We start from the raw sequence: 16795 nt of genomic DNA, 5'->3' as shown, positions 1-16795 counted from the left end.
TGTTGGGCAATGGACGAAACGACGGCCCTCGAAGCGGGCGATAGCGGGCAGGGGAGTGCGATGACCAAGTGGGTCTACGGTTTCGGCGGCGGACAGGCGGAAGGCCGTGCCGAGATGAAGGCGCTGCTGGGCGGCAAGGGGGCCAACCTGGCCGAGATGTCGGCCCTGGGCCTGCCGGTGCCGCCGGGCTTCACCATCACCACCGAGGTCTGCACCTTCTTCAACGAGAACGGCGGGGCCTTTCCCGAGGACTTGGATGCCGCGGTCGCCGCGGCGCTGGCCGCCGTCGAAGCCGAGACCGGAGCCGGCTTCGGCGATCCGGGCAATCCGCTGCTGGTCTCGGTGCGTTCCGGCGCACGGGCCTCGATGCCGGGCATGATGGACACGGTCCTGAACCTGGGGCTGAACGACCGGACGGTCGAGGGTCTGGCCAAGCACTCCGGCGACGCCCGCTTCGCCTACGACAGCTATCGCCGCTTTATTCAGATGTTCGGCGACGTCGTCATGGGCGTCGACCACCATCTCTTCGAGGAGATTCTCGAGCTGCACAAGGAGGACCGCGGCGTCACCCTCGACACCGAGCTTTCGGCGGAGGACTGGCAGGCGGTGATCGCGGACTACAAGGCCAGGATCACCGAGGAGGCCGGCGAGGCCTTCCCGCAGGAGCCGATGCAGCAGGTCTGGGCCGCGATCTCGGCGGTCTTCCGCTCCTGGTCGAACGCCCGCGCGGTCACCTATCGCAGGCTGCACAACGTCCCGGACGACTGGGGCACGGCGGTCAACGTACAGGCCATGGTCTTCGGCAACATGGGCGATGACTGCGCGACCGGCGTCGCTTTCACCCGCGATCCCTCGACTGGCGAGAACCTCTTCTACGGCGAATACCTGGTCAATGCCCAGGGCGAGGACGTGGTCGCCGGGATCCGCACGCCGCAGCACCTGACCCTGGCCGGCAAGCAGGCCAACCACTCCGACCTGCCGGCCATGGAAGAGGTCATGCCCGAGGTCTTCGGCCAGCTCGACGCGGTCCGCCACACGCTGGAGCGGCACTACCGCGACATGCAGGACGTCGAGTTCACGGTCCAGCGCGGCACCCTCTACATGCTGCAGACCCGCAACGGCAAGCGCACCGCCAGCGCGGCGCTGAAGATCGCCTGCGACATGGTCTCCGAGGGCCTGATCACAAGGGAGGAGGCGGTGGCGCGGATCGATCCCGCCTCGCTGGATCAGCTCCTGCATCCGACCCTGGATCCGACGGCCCAGCGCCGGACCATCGCCCGCGGCCTGCCGGCCTCGCCCGGGGCCGCCTCGGGGCGCATCGTGTTCAGCGCCGACGCGGCGGAACAGCAGGCCGGGGCCGGCGAGACGGTGATCCTCTGCCGGGTCGAGACCTCGCCCGAGGACATCCACGGCATGCACGCCGCCAAGGGCATCCTGACGACGCGCGGCGGCATGACCAGCCACGCGGCAGTGGTCGCGCGCGGCATGGGCCGGCCCTGCGTCGCCGGCGCCGGCGAGCTGCGCATCGACTACAAGACCGGCACCATGCGGGTCCGCGACGTGGTGCTCAACGAAGGTGACCTGGTGACCCTGGACGGCGCCACCGGCGAGGTCATGGCCGGCGAGGTCCCGACCATCGAGCCGGAGCTCTCCGGCGACTTCGCCAAGATCATGGCCTGGGCCGACGAGGTCCGGCGGCTCGGCGTGCGGGCCAACGCCGACACCCCGGAGGACTGCCGCATCGCCTTGCAGTTCGGCGCCGAGGGTGTGGGGCTCTGCCGGACCGAGCACATGTTCTTCGACGCCGAACGCATCCTCGCGGTGCGCGAGATGATCCTCGCCGAGGGCCCGCAGGGCCGGCGCAAGGCGCTGGACCGGATCCTGCCGATGCAGCGTCGGGACTTCGTCGAGATTTTCGAGATCATGCAGGGTCAGCCGGTGACCATCCGCCTCCTAGATCCGCCGCTCCACGAGTTCCTGCCGCACGCCGAGGCCGAGATGGCCGAGGTCGCGGCGGCGGCCGGGGCCTCGGTCGACCACATGCGCCAGCGGGTGATCAAGCTCTCCGAGGTCAATCCCATGCTCGGCCACCGCGGCTGCCGACTGGGCATCACCTACCCGGAGATCTACGAGATGCAGGCCCGGGCCATCTTCGAGGCGGCGGCCCAGGTCATCAAGGGCGGCGCGGCCACGGTCGAGCCCGAGATCATGGTGCCCTTGATCGCGATCGAGAAGGAGCTCGACCTGCTCAAGGCCCTGATCGACCGGACCGCAGAGGAGGTCATGGAGGCCGAGGGCGTGACCATCCCCTACATCGTCGGGACCATGATCGAGCTGCCGCGCGCTGCCCTGACCGCGGATCGAATCGCCCGTGCGGCGGAGTTCTTCAGCTTCGGCACCAACGACCTGACCCAGACAGCCTACGGCCTGTCGCGCGACGACTCCGGCAACTTCCTGCCGGCCTACGAGGAACGCGGCATCGTCGAGACCGATCCCTTCATCTCCATCGACCGGGACGGCGTCGGCGAACTGGTCCGGATCGGCGTCGAGCGGGGCCGCGCGACCCGGCCGGAGATCAAGCTCGGCATCTGCGGCGAGCACGGTGGCGATCCGGCCTCGGTGACCTTCTGCCACCAGGTCGGCCTGGACTACGTGTCCTGCTCTCCCTACCGCGTGCCCATCGCCCGCCTCGCCGCCGCCCAGGCGGCTTTGGCGCGGCAGGAGTAGAGGGCGGGGGATCGGTGCGGAGCGCAGGTCGCGCCGCAAAGGTCATGCCGGGGTTTGAGCCGGGCGTCCATGGATCACCGGGTCAAGCCCGGTGATGACAGTCGACCTTCGGATCGGCCGAGGCTTTCCTTGACGGTGCGCTCGGCCGGCTTCACGCCTATTCGTGGTAGTCGATCTCGCAGGCGGTCAGACCGTGATCGCTGGCCTGAGTGATCCGCTTGCGCAGGTCCTGGGCCTCCTCGTCGATCGATATGAGATGGGGCGAGAGCTCGATCCCGCTCTTCAGCTTCTTGGCGTTGGCCAGGAGGGCGCCGAGGAAGGTGCGGTAATCGGCCGCAGAAAGCGTTTCCTGAAGCTGGACCAGGTAGCAGTCGCACTTCTCGGCGCCGGTGTCGAGGGCGCAGAGGGCCCGGAAATCCTCCTCGTCCTGGGCGTTGCCCAGGGCGGCGCCGGGCAGCAGGCTTGCGGCCATCACGCTGGCAAGGGTCCATCTCAAACCAGAGACCATCCTGTCCTCGTCTCCTGTCTCTCGAAGCCCTTTCGGCCCTGGTCAGGGGCCGAAGGCCTGGGTTGGCGTCGGCGTGGAGCCCCGGGGCGGATGTCCCCTGCGGGCGCGTGAATCGGCTGTTTGAATTGCTTCCTTTTTGCGGCGGATTTTGGGCGGGCACATGACCGCTACTTGATGATTCCGCAGGCTTTCGTCGCAGGGGCGACCGCGCCGGCGATTCGCGAGCTCATCGCGGCCACCTCTTCTTCGCCGTTGGCCTGCGCGCGCATGACTTCGAGGGTCTTGGCAGGGTCCCGGGCGCTGGCGACGGAGACCGTCAGGAAGGCCTGGTAGTCCTGTGGCGAAAGGTTGCCCTTGAGCTCGCGCAGCAGGCAGGTGCATTGCTCGATCGGGGCGTTCTCCTCGCAGATCGCCTGGTAGCTGGCCTCGTCCTCGGCCTGGGCGGCGGCACTTCCAAAGACTGCGAGCGCAAGCGCAAGGCTTGCCGTGGCGCATGGGAAACCCTTGGTCATGGAGTAAGCCCTCGTCTCTTCTTGATGATGGTTGCCATGGTGACGCCGGGAACCGAGACGCGCCACGGCGGCCGTAGAGTGTCGGCCGGGCGCGTTCAGGCGGCGGCACTCTAGCGCCGCAGCCCGTTCACGACCCGAGGATAATCGTGGTCTTATCTGTGACCGTTGCGTGCGAAGCGCAGCGGCCCTGGAACCGCCGTTGTTGGACAGCGCGTCACAGGATCGAAAGCAGGTAGACCCCGAAGCCGGTCACGGCGAGGGCGCCGAAGATCAGCCGGACCACCTGTAGGACCCTTGCGCGGGCCTGCGCTTCGGCGGCGACCTGCTGCGGATCGCGCCGGGCCCGCTCGGCCAGCTGTTCGCGATAGACCGTGTTCATGCGTGTCATGTCGCCGGCGACGGCGTCCTCGTTCAGGTCGGCCTTCACCGCGACCAGCAGGCCCATGACGCCCAGCAGGCCCACGCCCAGCCAACCCAGGATTGAGAAGGCGAGCAACGTCGGGATCATGGTCAGGGCGGTGATCAAGGCGGCGTTGAAGGTCGGGCCCTGGGCGACCAGCCATTTCCACATCGGCGCCTCCCCGGTACCAAGGGCATGACAGCCTACCACGGTGCCCGGATCAGTCCGGCTTTTCGAAGAGCCCCATGGCGAGGCCCAGGCGGCCTTCCTCCAGCCCGCGGCCGACGTTGGCGACCATCTGGGGGAACTCCGGGCCCAGCAGGAGATGCGTCCCGAGGACCGGCGGCCCCTCGTCCGCGGCCATCCGCGCCTGGCGCTTCCGGTTCCAGGCGAGCGCCTCCCCGCTCAGGTCGCGGAAAGCGAGCTCGCGAAACCCCGCCGCCAGCACCAGTTGGCGCAGCGCCGTCGCAGGGACCAGGAAGCTGCCGCCCGAGGTCGAGGCCCAGGGCACCGGAAAGTAGGGATCGCCCACCGGCCCCTCGACCACGTCGTAGATCAGGAAGCGTCCGCCGGGCCGGCAGACCCGCAGGCATTCCCGGTAGAGCGCCGGCTTGTCCGGAATGTTCATCCCGGCATGCTGGGTCCAGACCACGTCGAAGCCGTCGGCGGGAAAGGGCAGCCGGGTCGCGTCGGCGCAGACGAAGGCCGGCGCCGGCGCCTGGGGCAGCAGGGCCGAGAGCTCCGCCGCGGTGCGGCAATAGGCCTCTGTCAGGTCGACCGCGGTGACCGCGACGCCGTGTTCCTCGGCCAGCATCCTCGCCGGCCCGCCGATGCCGCTGCCGATGTCGAGCAGGCGCTGGCCGGGCGCGAGGCCCGCCTCGTCGGCCAGCTCTCGGGTCGCCTGGTGTCCCCGCAGGTGGAACTGGTCGAGCGGCGAGAGGTCTTCGACACCGAGCGCGGCGGTGTCCTTGCCCGCTGCCGCCAGGGCGTCGAGGAGGCGCGCCGTGAGCGCGCCGTGGCGGGCGTAGTGGGACGAGACGGTGCCGAGGGTGTCCTCCATCGCGGCGCAGCTTGGCACCTTCGGGCGCCTGCGGGCAAGCCGTAGAGCGCGCGGCCTTGACCGACTCCGGTGAAGCCGGCCAACTGCCCCTCGTGACCGAGGCGAATCTCGAAACCCTCAAGGCCGGCGGCAAGGCCGCCGTTGCGCGCGCCCTGGCGGCGCTGGAGCGCGCCCCGGACTCGGCGGCGAGTCTGGCGCTGCTCGATGCCGCCTACGCGGCGCCCGGCGGCCAGGTGCTCGGCATCACCGGGCCGCCGGGAGTCGGCAAGTCGACCCTGATCGGCGCCGTGATCCGGGCCTTGCGGTCCGAGGGCCGCAGCGTGGCCGTGGTCGCGGTCGACCCCTCCTCCAAACGTTCGGGGGGCGCCCTGCTCGGCGACCGCACCCGATTCGCGGCGGATGCCGCCGATCCCGGCGTCTTCGTGCGCTCCATGGCGGCGCGGGCCCGCCTCGGCGGCCTGGCCGAGCTGACCTACCCGGCGGTGATCCTGCTGCGCGCGCTCTTCGATCTGGTGATCGTCGAGACCGTCGGTGTCGGCCAGTCGGAGACCGACGTCGCCGGAGTCGCCGACACGGTGGTTTTCTGCGTCCAGCCCGGCTCGGGCGATAGCCTGCAGTTCATGAAGGCCGGGATCGTCGAGATCCCTCAGATCGCAGTCGTGACCAAGGCCGATCTGGGCGCCCCGGCCAGGCGGGCGCTGGCGGATCTCAAGGGTGCCCTGGGCCTGGCCGCCTCGGAGCAGGACGGCTGGCCGGTCCGCTGCGAAGCGGTGGCGGCGGCGGAGGCGACCGACATTGCTCGCTTGCTTCAGGCGGTCGCCGCGCACAGGGAATGGCTGGCCGAGGCCGACCGCCTGGGAACCCAGCGCCAAACCCAGGCCGAAGCCTGGCTCGGGGACGCGCTGCGCGAACGCTACGGCCGCGAGGGGCTGGCCAAGGCCGGCTCCCTCAGTCTGGCCGGAGGTGCGTCGCCCTTCCGCCGCTTGGCCGAGATCGAAGAAAAGATCTGAACCCGGAGTCGGACCCAGGGCCGCTGTCCGATACCGGCAGGCACTCGCAAGGCTATGTTGCATCGGCGGACATGTTCGGGTCACCTTATCCGCACTTTCTCCTTTTTCTTCTGGCCAGGACTCCGGAGTTGCACCATGACCAATGGGCCGAAACCACCGGCGCTCGATCCAGAGGCTGTAGAGACGCAAACCGGCTCAAGCTATCCCACACCCTTCGACGAACCCTGCGCGACCCGCGAACGGCGGGCGCTCGGAGATGCGCTGGGCCTGACCCAGTTCGGCGCCAACCTGCTGACCCTGCCCCCCGGTGCCTGGTCGTCGCAGCGCCACTGGCACGAGAACGAGGACGAGTTCGTCTACGTGCTGGACGGCGAGGTGATCTTGATCACGGATGCCGGCGAGCAGCGCCTTACGCCCGGCATGGCGGCGGGATTTCCTGCCGGCCGCCGCGACGGCCATCACCTGGTGAACCGCTCGCAGCGACCGGCGCGGGTCCTGGAGGTTGGCACCCGGTCGGCGCAGGACTATGCGGAGTACCCGGACATCGACATGAAGGTGGAGATCAGCGGACCCAGCGCGCGATTCCTCCACAAGAACGGCCAACCCTACTGAGGCGGAGCCGATGGCCTTGTTCCGGCCGGACGCACTCGTCGGCCGAACACTCGGAGCGACAGCCAAGGGGCCACAAACTGGGCAGACTTGAGCCGGATTTTGATGAGCCTAAGCTCAAAGGGGAGAGCGAAGCGATGTTGGAGGACCTGAAGGACAAGCGCGTCGTCGTGACCGCGGCAGGGAGCGGGATCGGGCGCGAGATCGCCGAGGGCTTCCTCGGGGCAGGGGCGCGGGTCTTCGTCTGTGATGTCGATTCGGCCGCCCTCAAGAAAGTCCTTGAAACCAACGATGACCTTCAGGGCGTCGTCGCCGACGTGGCCGAGCCCGAGCAGGTCGCGCATTTGTTCCAGGCCGCAGTGACTGCGCTGGGCGGCCTGGACGTCCTGGTCAACAACGCCGGGATCGCCGGCCCGACCGCACCCCTCGAGGACATCTCGCTCGAGGATTGGCGCCGGACCCTGGCGGTCAACCTGGAGGGGATGTTCCTCTGCCTGCAGCGCGGCGTGCCGCTTCTCAAGGCCGCAGGGCCGGGCGGCGCCATCGTCAACCTCTCCTCGGCGGCCGGCCGCTTCGGCTTTCCCCGGCGCACGCCCTATGCGGCCTCGAAGTGGGGGGTGATCGGCCTGACCAAGTCCCTGGCGCACGAGCTGGGGCCGCACGGCATCCGGGTCAACGCCATCTGCCCGGGGGCGGTCGCCGGGCCCCGGATCGACCGGGTGATCGCCGCCGAGGCGGCGGCCAGCGGGCGCGACGAGGCCGAGGTCCGAGCGAGCTATACCCGGTTCTCCGCACTGAGGACCTTCGTCGAGCCCGAGGACATCGCGAGCATGACGCTCTTCCTCTGCTCCGCGGCCGGCGCCAGGATCTCGGGCCAGGCGATCTCGGTCGACGCCTACACCGACACCCTGGCCCGATAGCGGGAACGGCTGTCGCCGGCGCGCTTAGAAGGCCACATGGTTGTGGTTCGGCAGCATGGTCCTGGGCAAGGCGAGGCTCGGATCGAAGTGAACCATGCCGAAGATCATGTTGACGGTCGTGCCGTCGTCGGAAAGCGGCATCGCCTGCATCTCAACGGACTTCCCCGGGATGTGGACGTAGGGAATCTCGGCCGAGAAGGGACGGCGCTCCTCGACGACCCTCTGGAACAGCGACCAGATCCGGCTCGGCGGGCATTGCTCCGGCAGCTCGTTGAGGCTCTTGCCGGTGTAGTCCGCGGCCGAGTGGCGCACGATCTGGGTGCCGACCAGGCGATAGCGGAAGTCGAGCGGCGCCCGGGCCACGTCGACCAGAAAGACCTGCGGCAGCAGGTCCGGGATGTCCAAGGGATCGATGTCGGCGCGCGACGGCAGGCCGCGGTCGCGCCGGCGATCTTCCCAATAGCGCAGTCCCAGGTCCGCGCTTCTCGCGGTGGTGTTGAAAGCTGAAGTGTTCATGCCGGGACCAACTCTTAAGCCCGGCCTGTGGTCCTCGGCGTGGCTTTTGTCACAGGTCGCGGTTTTGGACCCCGATTTCCCGCTAGCCCTGCTCGGGAAGCGAAATCCAGTCGGGCAGCCGCGGCGTTACCACGGTTCCGCCGGCCAAGAGGGTGCCGTCCAGGCGCTCGAGGCGGAGCAGGGCGAGGCCCTGGTCTCCGACACTGGAGAAGACCGTGCCGGCGTCCTTGCCGTCGCAGGTGACCTGGCTCCCGGAGGCGGGCGTCGGCCCCTCGAAACCCACCGGCAGCAGGCGCTTCTTGACCAGGCCGCGGTAGCGGGTGCGCGCGGTCAGCTCCTGGCCCATGTAGCAGCCCTTTTCCCAGTCGATGCCGTTGAGCTCGTCGAAGCCGTTCTCCAGCAGGATCGCCTTCTCGACCTGCAGGTCGCGGCTGCCGTCGGGCACCCCGAGGGCGATGCGCAGGCGGTCGTAGTCCGCCCTTGCGGCCGGATCGAAGCCGGGCAGGTCGAGGGACGCGTTGCCGTCGGCTTTGAGCATCACAGCCCGGGCACCGAGCTCGGCGAGCCGCGGGTCGACCGCGACCCGGCTGCCGTTCATGGGAACGGCCCGTCCGGGTTCTGCGGGCAGGCCCAGGGAGTCCAGGGCGCCCGCGCCGAAGAAGGCCGCCATGAAATGGGACCCGGAGGCATCCCGGAGAGCGACCTTGGAGCGCAGCTTGTAGAGCGAGAGCCGCTTCATGAGGTCGGCCAGACGCGCCGCCTCACAGTCGAGCAGCAGGGTCTCCGGCTCGGCCTGGAAGATCGTGAACTCGTGCAGGAACTTGCCTTGCGGGGTGAGCAGCGCGGCCCAGATCGCCCGCTGCTCATCGACGCGCTCGACGTCGTTGGAAATCAGGCCTTGCAGGAAGCTGCGGGCGTCGGGACCTTCGACGGCGAGGACGCCGCGGTCATCCAGGATCAGGGCTTGGGGCTGAGGCATCGACCGACTCCCGACATCGGTCCTTCGATGTGGGGCAAAGGCCGGGTTTTGGCAAGGGCTTTACCGGCCTTTGGCGTAGGGCTGGACCAGGGCGCGCAGACGGTCCCGCTGCTCATCGTTCAGCGCGCCGTAGAAGGCCTCGAAGTCCGGGCGCAGGGCGGCGACCTGCTCCCGGACTGGGCCGGCGTGCTCGCCCAGGTCATCCCAGCTTCGGATCCGAAAGCCGACGCCCCGGTCGATCAGGGAGCCGCAAGCTTCGGCCATAGTCGGTCCGGCCTCGGTGAGACCAGAGCGAAGCGCCGTCCACTCCCGGGCTTGATCCTCGGTCACTCCGACCCGGTACTTGATGTATGCCAGAGCCAGCTGAAGACCAGTGCCGTCGGTCCAGAAGCAGGCGGTGTGGCCGCCGTTCTTGAAGGCTTTCCAGATTCGTGACCCGGTGTCGGCACCGGCCTCGCTGTTGTAGGCAGCCGTCTCTTGCTGCGGGGCATAGCCTTGGACCGTCAGAAAGGCCCGGCTGCCCCAGACGACCAGTCCGCTGAGGGCCACGGCGAAGACGGCAACCTTGATCCAGGGCATGGCTGCGATCGACCCCTACTCTTGCCCAAATGCTTGAATGACTCTGTCGCGCCGGTCTTAATATCCCGGTAACACGACGCCCGGCTCGAGCCGCCCCCTTAGGGCGGTCGCAGGCCCGGAACCACCGGTTTCAACCCGCATCTCAAGGAGGAAGCGGCAAGTGCCCGCACGTTTCGACCTGCTGATCAAGGACGGCACCGTGGCCACCCCGAGCGGCGTGCAGCAGACCGACGTCGGGCTCGCCGATGGACGGATTGTTGCGCTGGGCAGCCTCGATCCCTCGGCGGCAGAGGAAGTTCTCGACGCCCGCGGCCTCACTGTCCTCCCGGGCGTCATCGACACCCAGGTGCACTTCCGCGAGCCGGGCCTGGAGCACAAGGAGGACCTGGAATCCGGCACCCGGGCCGCGGCCCTGGGCGGCGTCACCGCGGTCTTCGAGATGCCCAACACCAAGCCCTCGACCACCACCGCCGCGGCCATCGCCGACAAGCTGTCCCGCGCCCAGGGCCGGGCCTGGACCGATCACGCCTTCTTCGTCGGCGCGGCCGAGGAGAACCAGGACGAGCTGGCCGATCTGGAGCGCCTGCCGGGCTGCTGCGGGGTCAAGATCTTCATGGGCTCCTCGACCGGCAGCCTGTTGGTCGAGGATGACGAGACCCTGCTGCAGGTCCTCAGGAAGGGCCGGCGCCGGGTCGCCGTCCACGCCGAGGACGAGGCCCGGCTGCGCGAGCGCCTGGCCCTGGTGCGGGGCGGCGCCGAGGTCGACCAGCACCCGGTCTGGCGCGACGAGGAGACCGCGATCCGGGCGACGACGCGCCTGCTCGGCCTGGCCCGCCGGGCCGGCCGGCGGGTTCATGTCCTGCACGTCACCACCGCCCAGGAGATGGAACTCCTGTCGCAGCACAAGGACATCGCGACGGTGGAGGTCACGCCGCAGCACCTGACCCTGGCCGCGCCCGACTGCTACCAGCGGCTCGGGTCCTTCGCCCAGATGAACCCGCCGATCCGAGGCGCCGAGCACCGGGAGGGCCTGTGGCGGGCCGTCGCCCAGGGGATCGTCGACGTGGTCGGCTCGGACCACGCGCCGCACAGCCGCGAGGAGAAGGCCGGCGGCTATCCGGCGACGCCCTCGGGCATGCCCGGGGTGCAGACCCTGCTGCCACTGCTGCTGGACCACCTGAGCCAGGGCCGCCTGACGCTGGAGCGGCTGGTCGACCTGACCAGCGCCGGTGCGGCGCGGATCTACAACATCGCCGGCAAGGGTCGGATCGCGGTCGGCTACGACGCCGACCTGACCCTGGTCGACCTCGAGGCCCGGCGCGAGATCTCCGAGGACTGGCTGGCCTCGAAGTGCGGCTGGTCGCCCTTCGCGGGCGTCGAGGTCTCCGGCTGGCCGATCGCCACCGTGATCCGCGGCCAGGTCGTGATGCGCGAGGACAGCCTGCTCGGCCCGCCCGCTGGGCGGCCGGTCCGCTTCCTCGAGACGATGGTGGGAGAGGCCGGCTGAGAGCCGGTTTGAAGGCGGCTTCGGCTAGACCGGGATGTCGTTGCCGGTATTGGTGTCGAGCCATTCGCCGGCCCGGATGATGTCGACGTAGGCGACCCGGATCGAGTGCAGCTTGCCGTCGATCTCGCGTTCCCAGAGGCCTAGGAAGTCGTGCAGCTTGGGGAAATCGGGCAGGCGGTCGAGTTCCTGCCAGACGTAGGTCTGGACCATGTCCGGGTAGTCCGGCAGGTGGTAGAAGATCTCGGCCGTGGTCAAGCGGTAGTCGGAGAGAGAGGGATCGACCGTCGGCAGCTCGTCGGCGGGGATTTCCAGTTCCTGCATCTCGCGTCTCCTTCATACCGTGGAGAGGGCAGTCAGTGGTTATGCCGCTCGGTAGATATGATCCCGCGAAACCACTGCCGAAGGGTTACCGGCGCTAAAGATTTCTTAACCACGATTCCGCGGATTTCTGCGGATTCCGCTCTCCGAGCTGGAGATCAGCCGGGTTTGACCTGGAATTTTTCCGCATTTGGGCCGATTTGGAAGGAGTGGTTGCGAGGGGAATGGGCCGGACCGTCGGCGCGCTGGCGTTGTGCCCGGGACCGCGCCTTTGCTAGCTTGGGCGCCACAGCGAGAGACGGAGGAAGAACCCGAAATGACCGCCTGCATCGTCGGCTGGGCGCACACGCCCTTTGGCAAGCACGAGAGCGAGGATCCGGAGTCCCTGATCGTCCGGGTCGCGGTGGAGGCCCTGGCCGATGCCGGCCTGGAGCCGGAGGAGGTCGACGAGATCGTGGTCGGCCAGTTCAACGAGGGCTTCTCGCCCCAGGCCTTTCCGGCCTCCCTGGTCCTGCAGGCCGACGAGCGCTTCCGCTTCAAGCCGGCGACCCGGGTCGAGAACGCCTGCGCCACCGGCAGCGCGGCGATCCACCAGGGCCTGAAGACCATCGAGGCCAGGCGCGGCCGCTTCGTCCTGGTGGTCGGCGTGGAGAAGATGACGGGTATACCGGGGCCGGAGATCGGCGGCGTGCTGCTCAAGGCCTCCTATCTCAAGGAGGAGGCGGAGATTGAGGGCGGCTTCGCCGGGGTCTTCGGGCGCATCGCCCAGCAGTACTACCAGAAGCACGGTGACCAGACCGAGGCCCTGGCCATGATCGCTGCCAAGAACCACAGGAACGGCGTCGCCAACCCCTGGGCCCAGCTGCGCAAGGACCTCGGATTCGAGTTCTGTCGCGACGTCTCGGACAAGAACCCGATCGTCGCCGGGCCGCTCAAGCGCACGGACTGCTCCCTGGTCTCCGACGGCGCTGCGGCCGTCGTCCTGGCCGACGTCGAGACCGCGCTGTCGATGGACAAGGCCGTGGTCTTCCGGGCCGCGGCCCAGGCCAACGACTTTCTGCCCATGTCGAAGCGCGACATCACTCTCTTCGAGGGCTGCGAGGTCGCCTGGAAGCGGGCCCTGTCCAAGGCCCGGCTCGGGCTCGACGACCTCGACCTGGTCGAGACCCACGACTGCTTCACCGTCGCCGAGCTGCTGGAGTACGAGGCCATGGGCCTGACCCCGCGCGGCCAGGGCGCCAAGGCGATCCTGGAAGGCTGGACCCAGAAGGACGGGAAGCTGCCGGTCAATCCCTCGGGCGGCCTCAAGTCCAAGGGCCATCCGATCGGCGCCACCGGGGTCTCGATGCACATCATGGCCTCGATGCAGGTCCTGGGCCGGGCCGAGGACATGCAGGTCAAGGACGCCAAGCTGGCCGGCATCTTCAACATGGGCGGGGCGGCCGTGGCCAACTACGCCTCGATCCTCGAGCCGCTGCGCTGATCCTCTATCGCGCAGGGGAGGCGCGGATGCACAAGAGCCGCTTGGGCGTGGTCGTCGTCGATTGCCAGGAGGGCGACTTCGAGCGCGACGTCGCGTTCTGGGGCGCGGCCCTGGGCCGCCCGGCCAGGCGCTCCGACGACCCCTCGAACCAGAACTACGTCGAACTGGAGTCGCCGCCGGGCGAGGTCATGATCCTGCTCCAGCAGGTCGACCATGCCAGCCGCGCGCACCTGGACATCGAGACCGACGACGTCGAGGCCGAGGTCGCCCGCCTGGAAAAGCTTGGGGCCAAGCGGATTGCCCAGGTCAAGCGCTGGTGGGTGATGGAGGCGCCCAGCGGCCATCGCTTCTGCGTCGTCCGGCCGCAGACCGGGGACTTCGACGACAAGGCCAAGGTCTGGCCCTGATCCGGGCCCGGAGCGGCCGGCGCCAGGCAAGGTCTCCGACATTCACCTGGGGAGGAGTAGAGTGTTCAAAGCCCTGTTGCTGGAGCAGACGGACGGCGGAGTCACCGCGTCGATCCAGGAGCTCGAGGAGTCGCGTCTGCCCGAGGGCGACGTCACCGTCGCGGTCGACTACAGCACCCTGAACTACAAGGACGGCATGATCCTTGAGGGGCAGGGACGGCTGGTCCGCGACTATCCCCACGTGCCGGGGATCGACTTCGCCGGTCGGGTCGCCGAGAGCCGGCATCCGGACTTCAAGGAGGGCGACGAGGTCGTGCTGACCGGCTGGCGGGTCGGCGAGGTCCATTGGGGCGGCTTCGCCGAGAAGGCCCGGGTCAAGGGCGACTGGCTGGTGGCACGGCCCGAGGGCCTGAGCCTGAAGCAGGCCATGGCCATCGGTACCGCCGGCTTCACCGCGATGCTGGCGGTCACCGCCCTCGAGGAACATGCCGTGCGCCCCGACTCCGGCCCGGTCCTGGTCACCGGCGCGGCGGGCGGCGTCGGCTCGGTCGCGGTGACCCTGTTGGCCCGGCTCGGATACGAGGTCGCCGCCTCGACCGGACGGGCCGAGACCCAGGCCTACCTGAAGGAGCTCGGCGCCGGCGAGATCATCGAGCGGGCCGCGCTCTCGGCCCCGCCCGAGCGGCCGCTGGGCGCGGCGCGCTGGGCCGGCTGCGTCGATTCGGTGGGCAGCACGACCCTGGCCAACGTCCTGTCGCAGATGGCCTACGGCGGCTCGGTCGCCGCGGTCGGCTTGGCCGGCGGTCCGACCTTGGAGACCACGGTGCTGCCGTTCCTGCTGCGCGGCGCCAACCTTTTGGGCATCGACTCGGTGATGTGCCCCAAGCCGCGCCGCGAAGCGGCCTGGCAGCGGCTCGCCGAGCTGCTGCCCCTGGACAAGCTCGACGGCATGACCAGCGAAGCCGGCCTGGCCGACCTGCCGGCCCTGGCCAAGGACATCCTCAAGGGCCGGGTCCGGGGCCGCTTGGTCGTCGACCTTCACCGCTGAGCGGAGGCCCTGCCGCGCTTCCTGCCGTCCTCGACCCTTCCTTCTGGCCGGAGCCGAGCTTTGGCCTTATTCTTGAGGTGTTATGTCTGGGGGGAAGAGAGCGGCGGGCATCGGTGCCGGCCTTTGCGCGGTGCTTCTGTTGGCGGCCTGCGCGCCGGCGGCGCCATCCTTTGCACCCCGCTACTGCTATCGAACCTTGGGCGTGGTGGATTGCCACGCCGCACCTCTTGCCGATGCCGAGGGGCGCCGGGTCGGCCACTTCGACGCCCCGCTGGAGCCCTGATGTTCCAACGCGGCGTCACAGCTTCACTGCTCGTCGCGGCCATGGTCTGCGCGACCTCGGCCCGGGCCGAGGAGCCGGTTTGGCAAGACCTGCCCTGGGAGGAGCGGATCGGGCTGGCCTGGTACGAGCGCAAGGCCGAGGCAGGGGACGTCGAGGCCATGTACCGGGCCGGTCAGCTTGCCGAGCGGGGCCTCGGGACGGCGGCCGATCCGGCCCGGGCCCAGAGATGGTACCGGCGCGCCGCCGAGACCGGTCATGTCCAGGCGCAGTATCGCCTGGCGCTGATGCTCCGACGCGGCGGTGCCGGTTTGGCGGATCCGGCCGGCGCGGCGCGCTGGTTCCAAGCCGCCGCCGACCAGGGTCTGCCGCAGGCGCAGTACAACTTGGCGGTCCTCAAGGAGCAGGGCCTGGGGGTCAAGAAGGACCTTGCAGCCGCCCTGTCGCTCTATGAAGCGGCCTTGCGCGGCGGGATCGTCCAGGCCGCAGTCAACCTGGGCAGCCTGCACCAGACCGGACGGGGCACGCCGAAGAACCTGGTCGAGGCCCTGGCCTGGTACGACTACGCGGAGCGGGCCGGGGTTCCAGAGGTCGCGGGACTGCGGGCCCGCCTGGCGCAGCAGGTGTCGGAGGCGGAACGCAGGGCGGCAGCCGAGCGGGCGGCACTCCTTCCCTAGGGTATGATCCGATTAGGTGGAACCGCTTTGCGACCCATCCGGCCGGATTTAATGGCCTGCCTTCAACGTATTGGCGTACTCTTCCCGGCCGGACGCGAGCGCGTCTGATCGGGACGTGCGCCAGTTCGAGGCCGGCCCGGAGCGGATCAATCTGGTTCGTGAAACTTGATCTATGCCTTAAGACAAGCATCATTCACGCTTCGCACCGCCGCGGTGCGAAGCGATCCTGTTTCAGGAGCCTGTCCGAGTCATGCTCGACGACTGCATCGCGCAGGGAAGTCCCGGGGCCGTGCGCAGGCCTGGGGCAGGTTGTTGATGGCTCCCGACATGCCGAAACGCCCCAAGGCGAAGCGACCCAAGGCGCCGAAGCCGTCCGGAGCCGATCTGCGGGACCGCGCCGCGACGTTGTTGGAGGCCCTGGACCGCAAGATCGACGACGACCAGGGCGGGGTGCCGACCTTCTTCGACAATCACCTCAAGCGGATCCTGACCCAGGCGCTGCGGCCGGGTCCCGGCGTGCCGATCGGTCTGGTGCTGGGCCCTCAGGCCCCGCGCCGCAGCACGCCGCCGCCCGAGCTGGAGCGCCTGCGCGGCTTTCTCGACCGCTTCGACGAAGGCCGCTTCATCGACTACCGTATCCGGCGCATCGAAAAGCCGGGGCAGAAGCCGCGGCGCAGCGAGATCGATCCCCACGACATGAGCCTGAGCCAGGGCGCCTGGGACAGCCTGCGCTGGCGCGGCCTGCCGCTCTTCAAGACGGTCTACGACTTCGCCATCTATCCCATGCTGATCTGGGAGCTGCAGCCCAAGACCATCATCGAGCTGGGTTCGGGCTCGGGCGCCAGCGCGCTCTGGATGGCCGACCTGCTCCAGGCTTTCGGTTTCGCCGGCAAGGTCGTCTCGGTCGACATCAAGCGGCCCGAGGTCACCCACCCGCGGGTCCGCTTCCTGCGCGGCGACTGCGAGCGCATCGCCGAGGTCCTGCCGGTCATGGAGCTGATCGGCCTGGGCCATCCCTGGCTGGTGGTGGAGGATGCCCACGTCAACGTGCTCGGGGTGCTGCGCCACCTGCACCCCCAGCTGCGCCACGGCGACTACCTCGTGGTCGAGGACAGCTCGATCAAGTCCCAGGCCCTCGCCCGCTTCCTCGCCGAGACCCCGGGCGCCTACAAGGTCGATACCCGCTACACCGACTTCTTCGGCCAGAACGCCACCGCATCCTTCGACTCGATCTTCCGCCGGGTCTGAGGCGCAC

Annotated in this window: 18 protein-coding genes; 10 read left to right on the top strand and 8 right to left on the bottom strand. The window is 69.1% G+C overall.

Going from position 1 to position 16795, the window contains the following annotated elements; translation table 11 throughout:
- Positions 1 to 60 precede the first annotated feature (60 nt).
- Positions 61 to 2727, top strand: coding sequence for a pyruvate, phosphate dikinase (ppdK, locus tag QNJ30_18590; GenBank protein ID MDJ0945481.1), 2667 nt, complete (start codon positions 61 to 63; stop codon positions 2725 to 2727).
- Between the two features lie 157 nt (positions 2728 to 2884).
- Here the strand turns inward: ppdK and QNJ30_18585 are convergent, their stop codons facing one another.
- The 4 genes from QNJ30_18585 to QNJ30_18570 form a co-directional block, all read right to left on the bottom strand.
- Positions 2885 to 3223, bottom strand: a complete 339-nt coding sequence (locus QNJ30_18585) for a hypothetical protein (GenBank protein MDJ0945480.1) — start codon at positions 3221 to 3223, stop codon at positions 2885 to 2887.
- A gap of 179 nt (positions 3224 to 3402) precedes the next feature.
- Positions 3403 to 3747: a hypothetical protein gene (locus QNJ30_18580; GenBank protein MDJ0945479.1), complete on the bottom strand. Its 345-nt coding sequence runs from the start codon at positions 3745 to 3747 to the stop codon at positions 3403 to 3405.
- Positions 3748 to 3961: 214 nt separating this feature from the next.
- Positions 3962 to 4318, bottom strand: coding sequence for a hypothetical protein (locus tag QNJ30_18575; GenBank protein MDJ0945478.1), 357 nt, complete (start codon positions 4316 to 4318; stop codon positions 3962 to 3964).
- A 49-nt stretch (positions 4319 to 4367) separates the two neighbouring features.
- Positions 4368 to 5225: a methyltransferase domain-containing protein gene (locus QNJ30_18570; GenBank protein ID MDJ0945477.1), complete on the bottom strand. Its 858-nt coding sequence runs from the start codon at positions 5223 to 5225 to the stop codon at positions 4368 to 4370.
- A gap of 38 nt (positions 5226 to 5263) precedes the next feature.
- Here QNJ30_18570 and QNJ30_18565 point away from each other — a divergent pair, with 38 nt between their 5' ends.
- The 3 genes from QNJ30_18565 to QNJ30_18555 all read left to right on the top strand — a co-directional run bounded on the left by QNJ30_18565 (position 5264) and on the right by QNJ30_18555 (position 7746).
- Positions 5264 to 6217, top strand: coding sequence for an ATP/GTP-binding protein (locus tag QNJ30_18565; protein MDJ0945476.1), 954 nt, complete (start codon positions 5264 to 5266; stop codon positions 6215 to 6217).
- 135 nt (positions 6218 to 6352) lie between these two features.
- Positions 6353 to 6829 (top strand): cupin domain-containing protein, encoded by a 477-nt coding sequence (locus tag QNJ30_18560; GenBank protein ID MDJ0945475.1) that lies wholly within the window; start codon positions 6353 to 6355, stop codon positions 6827 to 6829.
- Positions 6830 to 6963: 134 nt separating this feature from the next.
- Positions 6964 to 7746 carry an SDR family oxidoreductase gene (locus tag QNJ30_18555; GenBank protein ID MDJ0945474.1) on the top strand — a complete coding sequence of 261 codons (783 nt, stop codon included), beginning with the start codon at positions 6964 to 6966 and terminating at the stop codon, positions 7744 to 7746.
- Positions 7747 to 7770: 24 nt separating this feature from the next.
- On the opposite strand, the gene QNJ30_18550 is transcribed toward QNJ30_18555, so the two are convergent.
- The 3 genes from QNJ30_18550 to QNJ30_18540 all read right to left on the bottom strand — a co-directional run bounded on the left by QNJ30_18550 (position 7771) and on the right by QNJ30_18540 (position 9820).
- The gene (locus QNJ30_18550; protein ID MDJ0945473.1) at positions 7771 to 8262 is read right to left on the bottom strand and encodes a PAS domain-containing protein; all 492 of its coding nucleotides are present in this window, start codon (positions 8260 to 8262) and stop codon (positions 7771 to 7773) included.
- Positions 8263 to 8344: 82 nt separating this feature from the next.
- The gene (locus tag QNJ30_18545) at positions 8345 to 9241 is read right to left on the bottom strand and encodes a folate-binding protein (protein MDJ0945472.1); all 897 of its coding nucleotides are present in this window, start codon (positions 9239 to 9241) and stop codon (positions 8345 to 8347) included.
- Positions 9242 to 9301: 60 nt separating this feature from the next.
- On the bottom strand, positions 9302 to 9820 hold the full coding sequence (locus QNJ30_18540) for a hypothetical protein (protein ID MDJ0945471.1): 519 nt from the start codon (positions 9818 to 9820) through the stop codon (positions 9302 to 9304).
- A gap of 160 nt (positions 9821 to 9980) precedes the next feature.
- Between QNJ30_18540 and QNJ30_18535 the strand changes: the two genes are divergently transcribed.
- The gene (locus tag QNJ30_18535; GenBank protein MDJ0945470.1) at positions 9981 to 11327 is read left to right on the top strand and encodes a dihydroorotase; all 1347 of its coding nucleotides are present in this window, start codon (positions 9981 to 9983) and stop codon (positions 11325 to 11327) included.
- Positions 11328 to 11351: 24 nt separating this feature from the next.
- Here QNJ30_18535 and QNJ30_18530 read toward each other — a convergent pair whose 3' ends face one another.
- Complete coding sequence (locus QNJ30_18530; GenBank protein MDJ0945469.1) at positions 11352 to 11648, bottom strand: Usg family protein; 297 nt, start codon at positions 11646 to 11648, stop codon at positions 11352 to 11354.
- 313 nt (positions 11649 to 11961) lie between these two features.
- On the opposite strand from QNJ30_18530, the gene QNJ30_18525 reads away from it, so the two are divergent.
- The 5 genes from QNJ30_18525 to QNJ30_18505 all read left to right on the top strand — a co-directional run bounded on the left by QNJ30_18525 (position 11962) and on the right by QNJ30_18505 (position 16788).
- Entirely contained in the window at positions 11962 to 13128 is a 1167-nt protein-coding gene (locus tag QNJ30_18525; protein ID MDJ0945468.1) for an acetyl-CoA acetyltransferase, read from the top strand.
- 26 nt (positions 13129 to 13154) lie between these two features.
- Entirely contained in the window at positions 13155 to 13535 is a 381-nt protein-coding gene (locus QNJ30_18520; GenBank protein MDJ0945467.1) for a VOC family protein, read from the top strand.
- 61 nt (positions 13536 to 13596) lie between these two features.
- Entirely contained in the window at positions 13597 to 14583 is a 987-nt protein-coding gene (locus QNJ30_18515) for an MDR family oxidoreductase (protein MDJ0945466.1), read from the top strand.
- 282 nt (positions 14584 to 14865) lie between these two features.
- Positions 14866 to 15540 (top strand): tetratricopeptide repeat protein, encoded by a 675-nt coding sequence (locus QNJ30_18510; protein MDJ0945465.1) that lies wholly within the window; start codon positions 14866 to 14868, stop codon positions 15538 to 15540.
- Positions 15541 to 15855: 315 nt separating this feature from the next.
- Entirely contained in the window at positions 15856 to 16788 is a 933-nt protein-coding gene (locus QNJ30_18505) for a CmcI family methyltransferase (protein ID MDJ0945464.1), read from the top strand.
- The last annotated feature ends 7 nt before the right edge of the window (positions 16789 to 16795 follow it).

It is taken from the genome of Kiloniellales bacterium, assembly GCA_030066685.1.
GTDB lineage: Bacteria > Pseudomonadota > Alphaproteobacteria > Kiloniellales > JAKSBE01 > JAKSBE01.
Note: the sequence above shows the minus strand (reverse complement) of the source record. Positions and strands in the feature narration are given on the sequence as shown.